General features: G+C 68.5%; 12 protein-coding genes and 1 pseudogene. 2 read left to right on the top strand and 11 right to left on the bottom strand.

Translation table 11 applies throughout. The features are described from left to right. Window positions 1–72: 72 nt before the first annotated feature. Together ACQCSY_RS13675 and ACQCSY_RS13670 are read left to right on the top strand one after the other, a co-directional pair. Window positions 73–1,359 (top strand): MFS transporter, encoded by a 1,287-nt coding sequence (locus ACQCSY_RS13675; protein ID WP_427129568.1) that lies wholly within the window; start codon window positions 73–75, stop codon window positions 1,357–1,359. Further along, a complete protein-coding gene (locus tag ACQCSY_RS13670) occupies window positions 1,356–2,036 on the top strand; it encodes a FadR/GntR family transcriptional regulator (protein WP_427129567.1) in 681 nt (226 codons plus the stop codon). The genes ACQCSY_RS13675 and ACQCSY_RS13670 overlap by 4 nt, the downstream gene beginning before the upstream one ends. A 21-nt stretch (window positions 2,037–2,057) precedes the next feature. Here the strand turns inward: ACQCSY_RS13670 and ACQCSY_RS13665 are convergent. The 11 genes and pseudogenes from ACQCSY_RS13665 to ACQCSY_RS13615 all read right to left on the bottom strand — a co-directional run bounded on the left by ACQCSY_RS13665 (window position 2,058) and on the right by ACQCSY_RS13615 (window position 14,546). Then, window positions 2,058–2,892 (bottom strand): annotated as a pseudogene (locus tag ACQCSY_RS13665) (DNA topoisomerase IB). A gap of 76 nt (window positions 2,893–2,968) precedes the next feature. Continuing rightward, window positions 2,969–4,429, bottom strand: a complete 1,461-nt coding sequence (locus ACQCSY_RS13660; protein WP_427129566.1) for an FAD-dependent oxidoreductase — start codon at window positions 4,427–4,429, stop codon at window positions 2,969–2,971. A gap of 87 nt (window positions 4,430–4,516) precedes the next feature. Then, on the bottom strand, window positions 4,517–5,800 hold the full coding sequence (cobA, locus tag ACQCSY_RS13655) for a uroporphyrinogen-III C-methyltransferase (RefSeq protein ID WP_427129564.1): 1,284 nt from the start codon (window positions 5,798–5,800) through the stop codon (window positions 4,517–4,519). A 214-nt stretch (window positions 5,801–6,014) separates the two neighbouring features. Continuing rightward, window positions 6,015–6,311, bottom strand: coding sequence for a putative quinol monooxygenase (locus ACQCSY_RS13650; RefSeq protein ID WP_427129562.1), 297 nt, complete (start codon window positions 6,309–6,311; stop codon window positions 6,015–6,017). A gap of 163 nt (window positions 6,312–6,474) precedes the next feature. Further along, the gene (locus ACQCSY_RS13645) at window positions 6,475–7,440 is read right to left on the bottom strand and encodes an ABC transporter permease (protein WP_427129560.1); all 966 of its coding nucleotides are present in this window, start codon (window positions 7,438–7,440) and stop codon (window positions 6,475–6,477) included. Beyond that, on the bottom strand, window positions 7,430–8,155 hold the full coding sequence (locus ACQCSY_RS13640) for an ABC transporter ATP-binding protein (protein WP_427129558.1): 726 nt from the start codon (window positions 8,153–8,155) through the stop codon (window positions 7,430–7,432). Before ACQCSY_RS13640 ends, ACQCSY_RS13645 begins: the two co-directional genes overlap by 11 nt. Window positions 8,156–8,205: 50 nt before the next feature. After that, window positions 8,206–9,381 carry an ABC transporter substrate-binding protein gene (locus ACQCSY_RS13635; RefSeq protein ID WP_427129557.1) on the bottom strand — a complete coding sequence of 392 codons (1,176 nt, stop codon included), beginning with the start codon at window positions 9,379–9,381 and terminating at the stop codon, window positions 8,206–8,208. 281 nt (window positions 9,382–9,662) lie between these two features. Then, window positions 9,663–11,093 (bottom strand): sulfate adenylyltransferase subunit 1, encoded by a 1,431-nt coding sequence (locus tag ACQCSY_RS13630; protein WP_427129555.1) that lies wholly within the window; start codon window positions 11,091–11,093, stop codon window positions 9,663–9,665. Then, window positions 11,093–12,040: a sulfate adenylyltransferase subunit CysD gene (gene cysD / locus ACQCSY_RS13625; protein ID WP_427129553.1), complete on the bottom strand. Its 948-nt coding sequence runs from the start codon at window positions 12,038–12,040 to the stop codon at window positions 11,093–11,095. Before cysD ends, ACQCSY_RS13630 begins: the two co-directional genes overlap by 1 nt. Continuing rightward, window positions 12,037–12,801, bottom strand: coding sequence for a phosphoadenylyl-sulfate reductase (locus ACQCSY_RS13620; RefSeq protein WP_427129551.1), 765 nt, complete (start codon window positions 12,799–12,801; stop codon window positions 12,037–12,039). Before ACQCSY_RS13620 ends, cysD begins: the two co-directional genes overlap by 4 nt. Further along, window positions 12,798–14,546, bottom strand: coding sequence for a nitrite/sulfite reductase (locus ACQCSY_RS13615; RefSeq protein ID WP_427129549.1), 1,749 nt, complete (start codon window positions 14,544–14,546; stop codon window positions 12,798–12,800). The genes ACQCSY_RS13620 and ACQCSY_RS13615 overlap by 4 nt, the downstream gene beginning before the upstream one ends. Window positions 14,547–14,600 lie beyond the last annotated feature (54 nt).

Genomic DNA, 14,600 nt, shown 5'->3' with positions numbered 1-14,600 from the left:
AACGCGGGGACCTCAGCGAGACATCTGTCACTAAACCATGGCATTCAAACGTCAAACGTCTAACCTTTATGGATGGCCACCAGCATCCCCACACCCCCCGGAACAGCACACACAAGCCAGGCGCCTCAGTCCCCGGCCTCCGGCGCTGCACCCGCCGCTGAGGCACCCAAGCGGCGGCTGGCCGCCGTCGTCGGGATCCTCGCCGTCGTTCTGATCGGACTGAACCTCCGCGCCGGAATCACCAGCGCGGCGGCCCTGTTCCACGAGCTCCAGGTGGTGCTCGGCTATGACGCCCTGGTGGCCTCCGTCCTGCCGTCGATCCCGCTGCTGTGCTTCGCCTTCGCGGGCCTGGCAACGTCCTGGCTGATCCGCCGGATCGGCGTCGAGAAGGCCATTCTCGTCGCGCTGGCCCTGCTGGCCGGCGGCCTGCTGGTCCGCGGTATTCCCGCCACCGGCGCCCTGCTGGGCGGCACGGTCCTGGCGATGTCCGGGCTCGCCGTCTGCAACGTGGCCATGCCCTCCTTCATCCGGGAGCACTACGCCGCCAAAACCTCCATGATGACGGGCCTGTACACCTTCACGATGTCCGCCGGCGCCACCTTTGCCGCTGCTGTCAGCGTGCCGCTGGCACTGCAGCTCGGCTCGCCGTCGCTGGGCCTGGCCGCCTGGGGGATCCTGGGCGTCGCCGCGCTGCTGGGCTTCGTGCCGATGGTCCTGCACACCCACCGGCGTTCCCGCCGGACCGGGCAGGCTCCGGTGCCCATGTGGCCGCTGCTGCGCACGCGCCTGGGCCTGCTGATCACGGCGATCTTCACGTTCCAGGCGTTCCTCGCGTACGCGGTGATGAGCTGGTTCGCCTACATCCTCACGGCCGAAGGCCTCAGCGCGGCCGAGAGCGGGCTGCAGTTCGGCCTGATGCAGCTGGTGTCCGTGGCCGCCGGCATGATCCTGCTGGCGATCGGTTCACGCCCGGGGATGCTGCGTCCGGCGCTGTACACAGCGAGCGGCGCCACCCTTGCCGCCGTCCCGGCCATGCTGTGGCTGCCCATCTCTTTCGCCGCCGTTCCCGCGGTGCTGTTCGGATTCGGTCTGGGAATCTTCCCGCTGATTCTGGTGATCATCAGCCGCAGCGGGCGCACGACGGCGGAAACCACCGCCCTGTCAACCGTCGCCCAGTCGCTGGGCTACTTCATAGCGGCCCTCGGTCCGTTCGGCATGGGCCTGCTCCACAGCGCCACCGGGGGCTGGAGCCTGCCGCTGAGCCTGTTGTTCGTGGTGGCCCTGGCCCTGATGGTGTCCTGCCATCTGCTCACCAGCAAACGCACGGCCACCAGGACTGGGCCGAGGACCGCCGCATGAGCCTCACACCCTCGCACCGCCCGGCCCTGGCCGAGGAAATCACCGCCAAACTGCGCGGCATGATCCAGTCCGGCGAATGGCCGCTGCAGGAGCGGATCCCGGCCGAACCCGAGCTGACGGCCGCGCTCGGTGTCTCCCGCGGAACCCTGCGCGAGGCCATCAAGGCGCTGGCGCACAGCGGGATGCTGGACGTCCGCCGCGGAGACGGGACCTACGTCCGTGCCACCAGCGAGATCTCCGGCGCCGCCCAGCGCATGTACCGGGACCATACACAGGAGCACATTCTGGAAGTCCGGGTGGGGCTGGACACCCAGGCCGCCCGGCTCGCGGCCCGCCATGCCACAGCCGAGGACGTCGCCGCCATGCGCGGACTGCTGGCTGCACGCCGCGCCGCGTGGCTGGCCGAGGACTACGCCGCGTGGGCCGTTGCCGACTGGGACTTCCATGTACTGGTGGCGCAGGCGTCGGGAAATCCGCTGCTTCATGAGCTGTACGTAAGCTTCGGCGTCGTCTTCCACAATGATCTTCTCCGCCAGCAGCGCCGCGGCGGCTTCAACGGCATCCCGCACGAGGGCCACGGCGAGCTGGCAGATGCCATCGAGGCACGCGACGACGCCGCCGCGGTCGACAGCGTGAACCGGAACCTGAACTCCTGCGCGGAGTGGCTCCCGGATTAGGGGCTTGCGCCCGGGCGCCGTTCAGCGCAGCGAGACCACTTCCCCTTCGCGGTAAAGAAGGGCCCGAACATCTGATTCGGCAGAGACCAGCCGCTTGGGGTCTATCGTCTCGCCCGCCGCAAAGTGGTCCAGGAGCCGGGGATCCACATAGCTTTTCCGGGCGATCGAGGGCGTGTTCCCCAGGACCGCCGCCGCGTCCTGCATGGCACGGCTCACGGCCCTCTTCCGGGCAGAGACCTTCGTTTGCGGGCCGCTCTGCGCCAGGCTGGTCGCCGCGGCGACCGTCCCCCGCAGGGTGCGGAAATCCTTGGCCGTGAAGTCGTCGCCGGTCCGTTCCTTCACGTACGCGTTGATGTCCGCGCTGGATACCGGGTGCCAGCTCCTGCCGTCCTTGTAGGCCAGCAGCCGGACATTACCGCCGCGCCGTTTGAGCAGCCGGACGACGGCGGCGAGGTCGGCGTCGGCGATCCGCGAATCCCAGGTTTTCCCGCTCTTGGCGGGGAAGCTGAGCCTGAGCTCGTCCTTCCTGACCGCCACGTGCGCGCAGAGCAGGGTGGCCAGGCCATGACTGCCGTTCTCGTTGGTGTAGCGCTCGGAACCGACCCGCAGCGAGCCGCTGTCCAGCATCCGGAAGGCGGCGGCCCACGGCGTCGAGTCCGGTCGCCTGGATGTGCCCGTTGTCGTACGGCGCGATCCAGACGTCCGTCCAGGCCGGCGGAATGCCGATGCCGTCCAGCCGTTCGCGGGCCGGCCCGGCGGGTAGCGTGGACCCGTCCAGGTCCTGATAACTGAAGCCAGTCCCGGCGGGGACCCGGCGGTAGCCGCGGCCTGACGCATTGCTGTGACGGAGCCTCATCGGCGGGCCCCGCCCCGGCGTTGCTGTTCCATGGCGGTAAGCCTACTGACTACAGCCCCGGTTGCGGCAGGTGACGCTAGGAAACTTCGACGGCCGCCCCGCGGGAGATCGCCACCATGTCTTCGCGTGGGACAACCTTGATGCGCTCGCGCTGCACGCCGTCCGCACCGGCGTCGGCGGTCGACTTCTCGCCGAGGCCACGCTCGTGCGCGTCCAGCGCGAGCCAGCCTTCCCAGCTGGTGTACTCCACGCCGCGGCTCGCAAGGAGTTCGACGACGGCCTCCGGCGCGGGTGCCGCTGCCAGCGGCAGGTTGTCGCGGTCCTCGAGCAGGTAGGTCACGGTTTCCAGGGCGTCGCCCTTGGTGTGGCCGATGAGGCCGACGGGTCCGCGCTTGATCCAGCCGGTGGCGTAGATGCCGGGCACGTGGGTGCCGCTGGCGTCCAGGACGCGGCCGCCGTCGTTCGGGACAACTCCCTTGCTGTGGTCGAACTCGACCTCGGGCAGCGCCGAACCGAAGTAGCCGATCGCGCGGTAGACGGCCTGCACCGGGTAGTCGACAAACTCGCCGGTGCCGCGGGCGTTACCCGTGCCGTCCAGCTCGGTGCGCTCAAACTTGATGCCGGCGACGCGGCCGGGGGCCTCGGCGTCGTCGTACACCTCGACCGGGCTGTGCAGGAAGTGCAGGTGCAGCCGGCGGGAGGCCGTCAGCTCGGAGACGTCCTCGGGCTGCTCGGCAATCCAGTTGGTGAGGGTGCCCACCATGGTCTTGGTCTGGTTGCTGCTCTGGATCTGGCGGTCCGATTCGGCGTCGAACTCGAAATCCTCGGCGTAGAGGATGATGTCCACGTCCTTCGAGTGGGACAGTTCGCGCAGTTCGAGCGGGGTGAACTTGACCTGCGCCGGGCCGCGGCGGCCGAAGACGTGCACGTCGGTGACCGGCGAGGACTTCAGCCCGGCGTAGACGTTGTCCGGGATCTCGGAAACCAGCAGGTCATCCGCGTGCTTGGAGAGCATGCGGGCCACATCCAAGGCCACGTTGCCGTTGCCGATCACGGCGACTTCCTTGGCCTCGAGCGGCCATTCGCGGGACACGTCCGGGTGGCCGTCGTACCAGGAGACGAAGTCCGCGCCGCCGTAGGAGCCCTCGAGTTCGATGCCCGGGATGTTCAGGTCCGCGTCCTTGATGGCGCCGGTCGCGAAGATGACGGCGTCGTAGTGGGAGCGGAGGTCCTCGATGGAGAGGTCAGTGCCGTAGTCGACGTTGCCGAAGAAGCGGATGTCGCCGCGGTCGAGGACCTTGTGCAGGGCGTTGACGATCCCCTTGATGCGCGGGTGGTCGGGGGCCACGCCGTAGCGGATCAGCCCGTAGGGTGCCGGGTAGCGGTCGAAGAGGTCGATGCTGACGGTGAGCTCGCCGCTCTTGACGGCCTCGCTCTTGGTCAGGATGTCCGCGGCGTAGACGCCTGCGGGGCCGGAGCCGACGACGGCGACGCGCAGCGGGCGGGCAGCGGTTCCTACGGGGGTGCTTGTTGACACGGCTGTGTTCCTTTTTTCTGCATCGATTGCTCCGTAGCGGCCCTTTTGAGGCTTCATAAGGGCAGTTGCGGAGCAATCGACGGGGTTTTAGGGGGTCAGGATGCGGGTCTTGGTGGTGCGGGGGCTGTTCGGGGTGGTGGTGCTGTAGTCGGCGGTCTTGAAGTGCGGCGGCGCGAACGGGCTGACGCGGACCACGTCACCGATCACGATCACGGCGGGATTCGCGACGCCGGCGGCCTCCGCCTGGTCCGCGATGGTCCCGAGCCTTCCGATGGTCACCCGCTGGTTCGGCAGGTAGCCATTCTCTACGATGCCAACCGGCGTGTCCGCTGGCAAACCGGCGCGTGCCAGTGAAGCGGCGGAATCCCGGAGTTGGCCCACGCCCATGAGCAGGACGATCGTGTGGTCGGCGCGCGCGGGGACTTCGGAGAGTTCCTCGTGGCCGGTGACCACGCTGAAGCCCTTGGCCAGACCGCGGTGGGTGACCGGGATGCCGGCGGCGGCGGGGACGGAGATCGCGGACGTCACGCCGGACACCACTTCGACCTCGACGCCATGCTGGCGGCAGAATTCGGCTTCCTCGCCGCCGCGGCCCAGGACGTACGGGTCCCCGCCTTTGAGCCGGACCACGCGGTGGCCCTGCTGCGCTTCCGCGACGAGGATGCTGTTGATCTCGGACTGCGGTACGGGGTGGTGGCCGGGAGTCTTGCCGACCTCGATCACGCGGACATCCGGGGCGAGTTCGCTAAGGAGTTCGCGCGGGCCGAGGCGGTCGGACACCACGACGTCGGCCTGGCCGAGGAGCCGCCGGCCGCGGACCGTGATGAGTCCGGCGTCGCCGGGGCCGCCGCCAACCAACGCCACGGATCCGCCGGAGGCACTGTGCACGGCACGGTGCCGGCGCAGCGGCAGGTCCCCGGTTTCCAGGGCGGTGGCAACGGCATCGCGCAGTGCCATGGCGCGCCGCGGGTCTCCCCCGGCGTTCACGGCGATCTTCACGTCGTCCACGACGGCGACGGCGGGGGTCCAGGCGGCGGAGGCTTCGTGGTCCGAGGCGTTGACGCACCAGATGCGCTGTGCCTCGGCGTCGGCCGAGACCCGGGCGTCCACGGCGGAATCGCCGGTGGCGGTCTGGACGAACCAGGCGCCGTCGACGTCGGAGGTGCGGTAGGGGCGCGGCTCCCAGGTGAGGAGGCCGGCGTCGGCAAGTTCACTCAGGGCCGGGGAGGCCAGCGGCGCCACGACGGTGACTCGGGCACCGGCGTCGAGCAGTCCTTTGGCGCGCCGTGCGGCGACCGGGCCGCCGCCGACCACCAGCACGGGGCGGCCGAGCAGGCGCAGCGCCGTGGGGTAAATGTCCTGAATTGCCATGCATCGACGATAGGGCCGCGTCACATGGCGGAACAACGGCGCGGAAACACCAGTTCACGCAAGGTAACGCCGCGTCACATTGTGGCGGGTGCAGGCTCTGCGCCTGTCAAGCCATCCGTGCGGGGGCACTTTGGCGGCGATCCCGGGCCGAGTCGGGCGCACAGCCCGGCGTGTCCGTGTCAAAGTGCCCCCGTTGGGCACGGAGAGACGGCGCCTACTTCACGGCAATGAGGTCGATCGGCCTGATGTCCGGATCCTTGGCGAGCATGGCCGGCCCGTGTTCGGCCAAGGCGGCGGGAATGGCACCGTTGAGGTGTGCCTGGCGGTCCTCCTCGGTGTCGAAGGTGTCGAAAATGCCGAAAGTGTTCTCGTTGACGCGGAAGGCATACCAGGTCCGGGTGCCGGGCTCGTTCACTACGATCTCACGGCCGCCGTTGAGGAAGTCCCAGACCTCCTGTTCCTTCCCCGGTTTGGCTTCGACAAGGGCCAGCAGTCCAAATTTTGGTGCCACGGCTATCTCCTCAGATTTAGCTCGGAATGGCCGTAACCCGGCCTATAGGCGTGAGTGTAGGCCGGGGCCGGTGCCCGGACAACAACGCGGGGCCACCTACCGCCCATAAACCCGAGGAATATGGGCGGTAAGTGACCCCGCGTTGCTGTAGAAGAGAGGGTGCCTAACGCGTGCTGCCGGCCAGGAGGCCGCGGCGCCGGAGCAGGCGCTTTTCAACCGGCGCGAAGACGAGGAGCTCGATCAGGATGCCGACGGCGAGGATCAGCAGGATGGCGGTCATCACGGTGGTCATGTCCGACAGGACCCGGCCCTGGTCCAGCAGCGAGCCGAGGCCGAAGCCGATGGACCCGCCGACAGCGATGATCTCCGCGGCCATGAGCGAGCGCCAGGAGAAGGCCCAGCCCTGTTTGAGGCCGCTGAGATAGCCGGGCAGGGCGGCCGGCAGGATGATCTGCAACGCGAGCTGCAGCCGGGACGCGCCCAGGACCTTGCCGACGCTGCGGTACTGCGGCGGGATCTGGTCCACGCCGGAAATCAGCCCGTTGATGATGGAGGGAATCGCGCCCATGAACACGACGAAGTACACCGTGCCGTCGGTCAGGCCGAACCAGATGATGGCGGCCGGCACCCACGCCACGGACGGCAGCACCTGCAGCCCGGAGATCAGCGGCCCGAACGCCCGCCGCAGCGGCGCCACCTGTGCCAGCAACAGTCCCACCGGAGTCGCAATCACCACGCTGATCAGGAAGCCCACAACTCCGCGCTGCAGCGATGTCCAGATGGCCTCCTGGGCCTTCCCCTCGCCCCACAGTGTTCCCATCTGGCCGAGGACGTCCAGCGGGCCGGGGACGAGGTCGCGCCGTTTGATCCCCAGGGACACGTACAGCTGCCAGGCGACCAGCAGGACGGCCAGGGCGGCGACCGGCAGCAGGATCCGGCTCCAGTCGATGCGGGCGGTGCGGACGGCGTCGGACTGCAGGGAATCCAGTCCGGACTCGAGCTCGCGCAGGTCCTCGGTGCCGGTGGAGGACCGGGTCAGGGCCGCGGTGATGTGGCGGGTCTCGCCAGCCTCAACCACCGGGGCAGGCTCAACCACCGGGACGGTGTCGGAAGGGTACTTATTTGGCATGGCGGCGGATCTCCTCGCGTAGCCGGGCGGTGATGACGCCGGTCAGCTGTCCGGCCAGGCCTGCGTCGGTGCGGTGTTCCTCGGAAACGTTCCACTCCTGCACCACGCGGCCGGGCCGGGAGGAGAGCAGGAGCACGCGCTGGCCCAGCCGGACGGCTTCGCGGACGTTGTGGGTGACAAACACGATGGTGCGGCCGGTTTCCTTCCAGATCCGTTCCAGTTCGTCATGGAGCAGGTCCCGGGTGATGGCGTCCAGGGCCGCGAAGGGCTCGTCCATGAGGAGCAGCTGCCGGTCCTGGGCCAGGGAGCGGGCCAGGGCCACACGCTGGCGCATTCCACCGGAGAGTTCGTGCGGGCGCTTGTCCCCTGCGCCGCCCAGGTGCACGAGATCCAGCAGCTCGTCCGCCTTCCGCCGGCGTTCGGCCTTCCCCACGCCGCGCAGCTTCAGGGCCAGCTCCACGTTTTCCCGCGCGGTCAGCCAGGGAAAGAGGGCCGCGTCCTGGAACATGAAGGCGGCGCCGTCGCTGGGCACTTCCAGGGCGCCCGACGTCGGGAGCTCCAGTCCCGCCATGATGTTCAGCAGGGTGGACTTGCCGCAGCCGGACGCACCGAGCAGGGCGACGAACTCGCCCTGCCCGATGGTGGCATTGACGTCGTCCAGCACCGGGGCGCCGTCGCCGAAGCGCTTGCCCAGGTTTTCCAGTACGACTGGCATGGTCACGTCCTTTACTTTGTGGGACTGGCTGGTGCGTGGAACCGGGGGAACTAGTCCTTGCCCAGCCCTTCCGCGGAGGTCTTCTTGCCGGTGACGCCGTTCAGGGCGGTGAGGTCGAAGATGCCGTTGATGTCGGCCTGCCTGGTGGTGCCGGCGTCGACGCCGTCCTGGAGCAGCTTCCTGTACGTCCCGGCGAGCGGGTCAACCGTGAAGACAATGTTCTTCAGCGACCGGTCGATGACATCGGCCGGGAGCGCGGACCCTGCGGCTGCCTTGAGGGCGTCGTTGAGGACGCCGGCTTTCTCCGCGGCCGGTGCCGCATTGAGCCAGTCCACGGATTCGACGTGGCCCTTCAGCAATGCGCTCACCGTGGCGGGGTGCTCGGCCGCGAACTTCTTGTTGACGATCAGGACCGTGGTGATGAACTCGCCCTTCTCCCACAGGTCCTTCTCGTCGACGAGGACCTTCGCCCCGGCCTGGAGCACCAGGCGGGAGGCCCAGGGCTCCGGCAGCCACGCGCCGTCGAGCTTTCCGTCCTGGAACAGCTTCAGGGTCTGGGCGTTCTCGGTCGGGTTGATGGCGACGTCGCCGCTGCCGTCGGTGGAGGTCTTATACCCCTGCTTGGCCAGCCAGGCCCGCAGGGCCACATCCTGGGTGCCGCCGAGCTGCGGGGACGCGAGGGTCTTGCCCTTGAGGTCCGTCGCGGAGTTGATCCCGGGCTTGACCACCAGTTGCGCCCCGCCGGCCGCGGCGCCGGCGATGATGCTGATCGATTCGCCCTTGCTCTTGACGTAGGAGTTGATGGCCGGGTTGGGGCCGATGTAGGTGGCGTCGATCGCGCCCGCGTTGAGGGCTTCGATGGCGGCGGGGCCGGCGTTGAAGACCTGGGTGCTGAGCTTCGTCCCGCCGAGGTTCTTGGCGATGAGTCCCTTGCTGACCCCGACCAGGGCCGGGGCATGGGTGATGTTGCCGAAGTAGCCAAGCTTGAGTTCGGCGGCCGGATTGGCGTCGGCCGCGGCGGCTGCCGGCGCGGGTTCGGAGCCCCGGGAAACGGCGGACGCCACGGCCGCACCGGCGCCGATCAGCAGGACCAGGCCAATGGCGAGGCCGATCTCCAAGGTGCGCTTGCGCTTCGGCTTGCCGGACTCACCGGCGACGATCCGGGTGGTGCCGGGCTGGGTTCCGGGCTGGGTTCCGGAGGCGGGGTTTTCGGGGGTGGATGACATGCGTGAAGTCCTGTTCTGGGCTGTGCGGATGGGCCGGGCGGATGTCTAGCGCCGGCGACATCGCCTCCGGATTTCCCGGCGGGGGCGGCCGTGGAACCGTTCCGTAGTTGTCATGGATTCACCATAGGGAGTGTCATAAACGAGGTTCAATGGCACGGAAACCCGGGGTCACGCGGGTTCATGGAACGTCACATTCGGGCCAAAAAGACAGCAGCCTGTTTTCTGGCCCGCGGCAAATGCAGCGGATCAGGAAACAGGCTGCGCCTAGGTGATGGGTGCCCTCAGATCGAGTAGCGCTCGTCTTCGTGGTCGCCAGGGTGGTCGTTGACCAGGCCTGCGGCGAGGGTGTTCCCGTCCAGCGGGTCTATCACGAGGAACGCTCCCGTTCGGCGGTGGTGCAGGTAGTTCTCCAGCGGCAGCGGAGCCGCGAGCCGCAGCTGCGCGTGGCCGATGTCGTTGAGCTCCAGCGTGGTGGTGGGCTCGAGCTGGAAGCTGGCGAGGTCCAGCTTGCCGGTTACGTTTCGGACCAAGGCCTGGACCGTGCGGGTGCCGTGCTTGACGAGCACCTTGGCGCCCTCGCGGAGCGGCTTCGGGGACAGCCAGCACAGGGCCGCGTACAGATCCGCCGAGGCTTCCCGGATTGTACCGGCCGCCGCGATCGTGTCACCGCGGGCAACATCGAATTCGTCCGCCAGACGCAACGCCACGGACTGCGGGGCCACGGCTTCGGTGAGCTCCGCACCGGCGAAGTCGATGCCGGTCACGGTGGTCGCGCGAGGGGCCTGTCCGGGGGTCAGGACGCTGACCTGGTCGCCCAGCTTCACCGAGCCTTCGGTGATCTGGCCGGCGTAGGCCCGGTAGTCCCGGTACGCCTCGGCATCGAGCCCGCCGGCGATCGCATCGGGAGCCAGGGCGCCCTGCGGCCGGATGACGAGCTGCACGGGGAAGCGGAAGCTCTCCAGTTCGCTCTCGAGTTCGTCCGCGGCCGGCAGGGTCTCCAGGACTTCCAGCAGGGCCGGTCCGTCGTACCAGGGCGTACGGTCCGAGCGGTCCACGACGTTGTCGCCGTCGAGCGCCGACACGGGAACCACGAGGAGATCGGTGATGCCGTCGGCTCCGAGCCCAAGCTCGCGGCCCACCTTTTGCACGTCGGCCTCGATCTCGCGGAACACGGCCTCGCTGAAGTCCACGAGGTCGATCTTGTTCACGGCCACGATCACATGCGCCACGCGCAGCAGCTGCAACACGGACAGGTGCCGGCGGGTCTGCTCCAGGACACCCTTGCGGGCGTCGATGAGCACGACGACGGCGTCCGCAGTGGACGCACCGGTCACGGTGTTCTTGGTGTACTGCACGTGACCGGGGCAGTCGGCGAGGATGAAGCTGCGCCGGTCCGTCGCGAAGTAGCGGTAGGCGACGTCGATGGTGATGCCCTGCTCGCGCTCGGCGCGGAGGCCGTCGGTCAGCAGTGCGAGGTCGATCGCCTGGGTACCGGTGGCGCCGGCGCCGCCGAAGCCGCGGTCCGCGGAGGTGCGGGCGACGGCGTCGAGCTGGTCGGCGAGGATCGCCTTGGAGTCGTGCAGGAGGCGGCCCACCAGGGTGGACTTGCCGTCGTCGACCGATCCGGCGGTGGCGAAGCGGAAGAGGGTCGCGTCCTTGAGCGGGGCGTCAAGGAGTGCCGCGGCGCGGGCTGTATCAATATGGGTGCTCATTAGAAATAGCCGTCCTTCTTGCGGTCTTCCATGGCGGCCTCGGAGATGCGGTCATCTGCCCGGGTGGCGCCACGTTCGGTGATGGTGGACGCGGCAACTTCAATGACGACGTCGCGCACGGTGGCGGCGGCCGATTCCACGGCGCCGGTGCAGGACATGTCGCCGACGGTCCGGTAGCGGACGGTCTTGGTGATGACTTCCTCGGTGTCGCGCGGCTGGGAAACCTCGCCGACCGCACGCCACATGCCGTCGCGGGCAAAGACCTCACGGTCATGGGCGTAGTACAGCCCGGGGAGGTCGATGTTTTCGCGTTCGATGTACCGCCAGACGTCCAGTTCGGTCCAGTTGCTGATCGGGAAGGCCCGGACGTGCTGGCCCACGGTGTGGCGGCCGTTGTACAGGTTCCACAGCTCGGGGCGCTGGTTGCGCGGATCCCACTGGCCGAACTCGTCGCGCAGGCTCAGGATCCGCTCCTTGGCACGGGCCTTGTCCTCGTCCCGGCGGCCGCCGCCGAACACGGCGTCGAACTTGTTGCGCTGGATCGCGTCCAGCAGCGGCACGGTCTGTAGGGGGTTGCGGGTGCCGTCGGCGCGCTCGGCCAGCTCGCCGCTGTCAATGAATTCCTGCACGCTGCCGACGACGAGCTTCAGGCCCAGGCGTTCAACGGTGCGGTCGCGGAACTCGATGACCTCGGGGAAGTTGTGGCCGGTGTCCACGTGGAGCACGGGGAACGGCACCTTGCCGGGCCAGAAGGCCTTGGTGGCGAGGTGCAGCATGACCACGGAGTCCTTGCCGCCGGAGAACAGCAGCGCAGGCTTCTCGAACTCGGCTACGACCTCGCGGATGATGTGGATGGCCTCGGACTCGAGGGTGTCCAGGCTGGAGAGGCGCGTGGAAACGGCAGCGTCAGTCACCTGAGTGGGCTCCTCAGTTAGGAAAGTGCTCATACGTGTAGTCCGCATTCTGTCTTGTCGGTTCCTGCCCAGCGTCCGGCGCGGGGATCATCGCCGGGCGCCACCTTGCGGGTGCAGGGCTGGCAGCCAATGGACGGGTAGCCCTGCGAAAGCAGCGGGTTGACGGGAAGGAGGTTGTCATCGGAGTACTGCACCAGCTGGTCGAAGCTCCAGGCCGCAACGGGGTTGACCTTGACCAGGCCGTTGGTCTCGTCCCAGCTGATCAGCGGCGTGTTGGTGCGGGTGGGGGCTTCGTCGCGGCGGACTCCGGTGAACCAGAGTTCGTAGCCGGCGAGGGTGCGCCGGAGCGGAGCCACCTTGCGCAGGGCGCAGCACTGGGCGGCGTCCCGGGCGAACAGGTCCTTGCCCAGGAGACGGTCCTGCTGCTCCACGGTGTTCTCCGGCAGCACGTCGACGACGTTGACGCGCAGGTTCGCGGCCACCTCGTCGCGTGTCGCGTAGGTTTCCGGGAAGTGGTAGCCGGTCTCCAGGAACAGCACGTCGACGCCGGGCAGCTGGTCAGCGACGAGGGCCGGCAGGACGGCGTCGGCCATGGAGCATGCGGCGGCGACGGCGGGCAGCTCGAAGTTGCGCGCCACCCAGGCGATCACGTCGCGGGCCGGGGCGTCCCAGCCGAGCTCGGCGGCGCCGGACTCGGCCAAAGCCTTGAGCTCCTCGTGGGAACGCAGGACGGTGGTCGCTACCCCGGTGGGCTCGATTTCGACAGACTCAATCACCGGCTTTTCGATGCTCATTGCAGGTCCCCCTCGTCCGCGGCGAACGCCCACTCGGCGAAGCTCTGGCCTTCGGAGCGGTCCGCCACGAACTTCCGGACCACGCGCTCGACGTAGTCGGGCAGGTCTGCAACGTACACCTTGAGACCGCGGACGGTCCGTCCGAGGCCTGCCTCTTCGCGGCTGGAGGAAGCCAGCCCGCCGCCGAGGTGGACCTGGAAACCGGGGGTGGGGTCGCCGTCGGGCGTCGGCAGCATCATGCCCTTGAGGCCGATGTCCGCCGTCTGGATCCGGGCGCAGGAGTTGGGGCAGCCGTTGATGTGCAGCGAGAGTGCCTGCGGCAGCTGGCCGCTGTCCGCGAGGTCCGCCAGGCGGCGTTCGAGCTCGGCGACGGCGGTGGCCGCCGTGACCTTGGTTTCGACGATGGCCAGTTTGCAGTACTCGATACCGGTGCAGGCGATGGTGCCGCGGCGGAACACTGACGGACGGGCGGAGAGGCCCAGGGCGTCGAGCTCGGCCACGAGCGGTTCCACCTGCTCCTTCGGCACGTCGAGGACGACCAGCTTCTGGTGCGGAGTGGTGCGCAGGCGCTGCGAGCCGCGGGCTTCCAGCGTGGAAGCCAGCTTCACCAGCTGGCTGCCGGACAGGCGGCCGGCCAGCGGGGTGGCGCCGATGAAGAACTTGCCGTCCTTCTGTTCGTGCACGCCGATGTGGTCACCCGGGGTGGAGGGCTTGGGCGCGGCCGGGCCGTCGGACAGTTTGTAGCCGAGGTACTCGTCCTCGAGGATCCGCCGGAATTTTTCCGGCCCCCAGTCGGCCAGCAGGAACTTCAGGCGCGCCTTGGTGCGCATGCGCCGGTAGCCGTAGTCGCGGAAGATGCTGGTCACGCCGAGCCAGACTTCGGCGGCCTCCTCGGGCTTGACGAAGGCGCCGAGCCGCTTGGCCAGCATGGGGTTGGTGGAGAGCGCGCCGCCGACCCAGAGGTCGTAGCCGACGCCGAGTTCGGGGTGGACCATGCCCACCAGGCCGAAGTCGTTGATCTCGTGGACCACGTCCTGGCTGGGGTGGCCGGTGATGGCGGTTTTGTACTTGCGGGGCAGGTTGGCCAGCTCAGGGTCGCCGATGAAGCGCTCGGCAAGTTCCTGGATCAGCGGCGTGGGGTCGATGATCTCGTCCTTGGCGATGCCTGCCACCGGGGAACCGAGGATGACGCGGGGAACATCGCCGCAGGCTTCCGTGGTGGACAGGCCGACAGCTTCGAGGCGGCGCCAGATCTCCGGCACGTCCTCCACGCGGATCCAGTGCAGCTGGATGTTCTGGCGGTCCGTGAGGTCGGCCGAATCGCGGGCGAAGTCCACGGAGATCTGGCCGATCACGCGCAGCTGTTCGGTGGTGAGGGCACCGCCGTCGATCCTGACGCGCAGCATGAAGTACTTGTCCTCAAGCTCGTGCGGCTCGAGCGTGGCGGTCTTGCCGCCGTCGATCCCGGGCTTGCGCTGGGTGTAGAGGCCCCACCAGCGGAAGCGGCCGTGCAGGTCAGTGCCGTCAATGGAATCGAAGCCGTGCTTGGAGTAGACGGACTCGATACGCTCGCGGACGTTCAGGCCGTTGTCTTCCTGTTTCCAGGTCTCGTTGGCGTTCAGCGGCGCAGTGCCGTCCACCTTCCATTGCCCGTGCGGCTTGGCCGCGGGACGGGACGCGGGGCGTTTGGTGCGGCCGGCGGCAGCCTGGTCCGTGGACGCTCCGGCTAGAGCTGTATCAGTCATGCATCGACTGTAGGGGTGGCCGTAATGCCGTCACAAAGGCTCAGAAACGGGAGG

The sequence above is a fragment of the Pseudarthrobacter sp. S9 genome (assembly GCF_050156545.1).
Lineage (GTDB): Bacteria > Actinomycetota > Actinomycetes > Actinomycetales > Micrococcaceae > Arthrobacter.
Note: the sequence above shows the minus strand (reverse complement) of the source record. Positions and strands in the feature narration are given on the sequence as shown.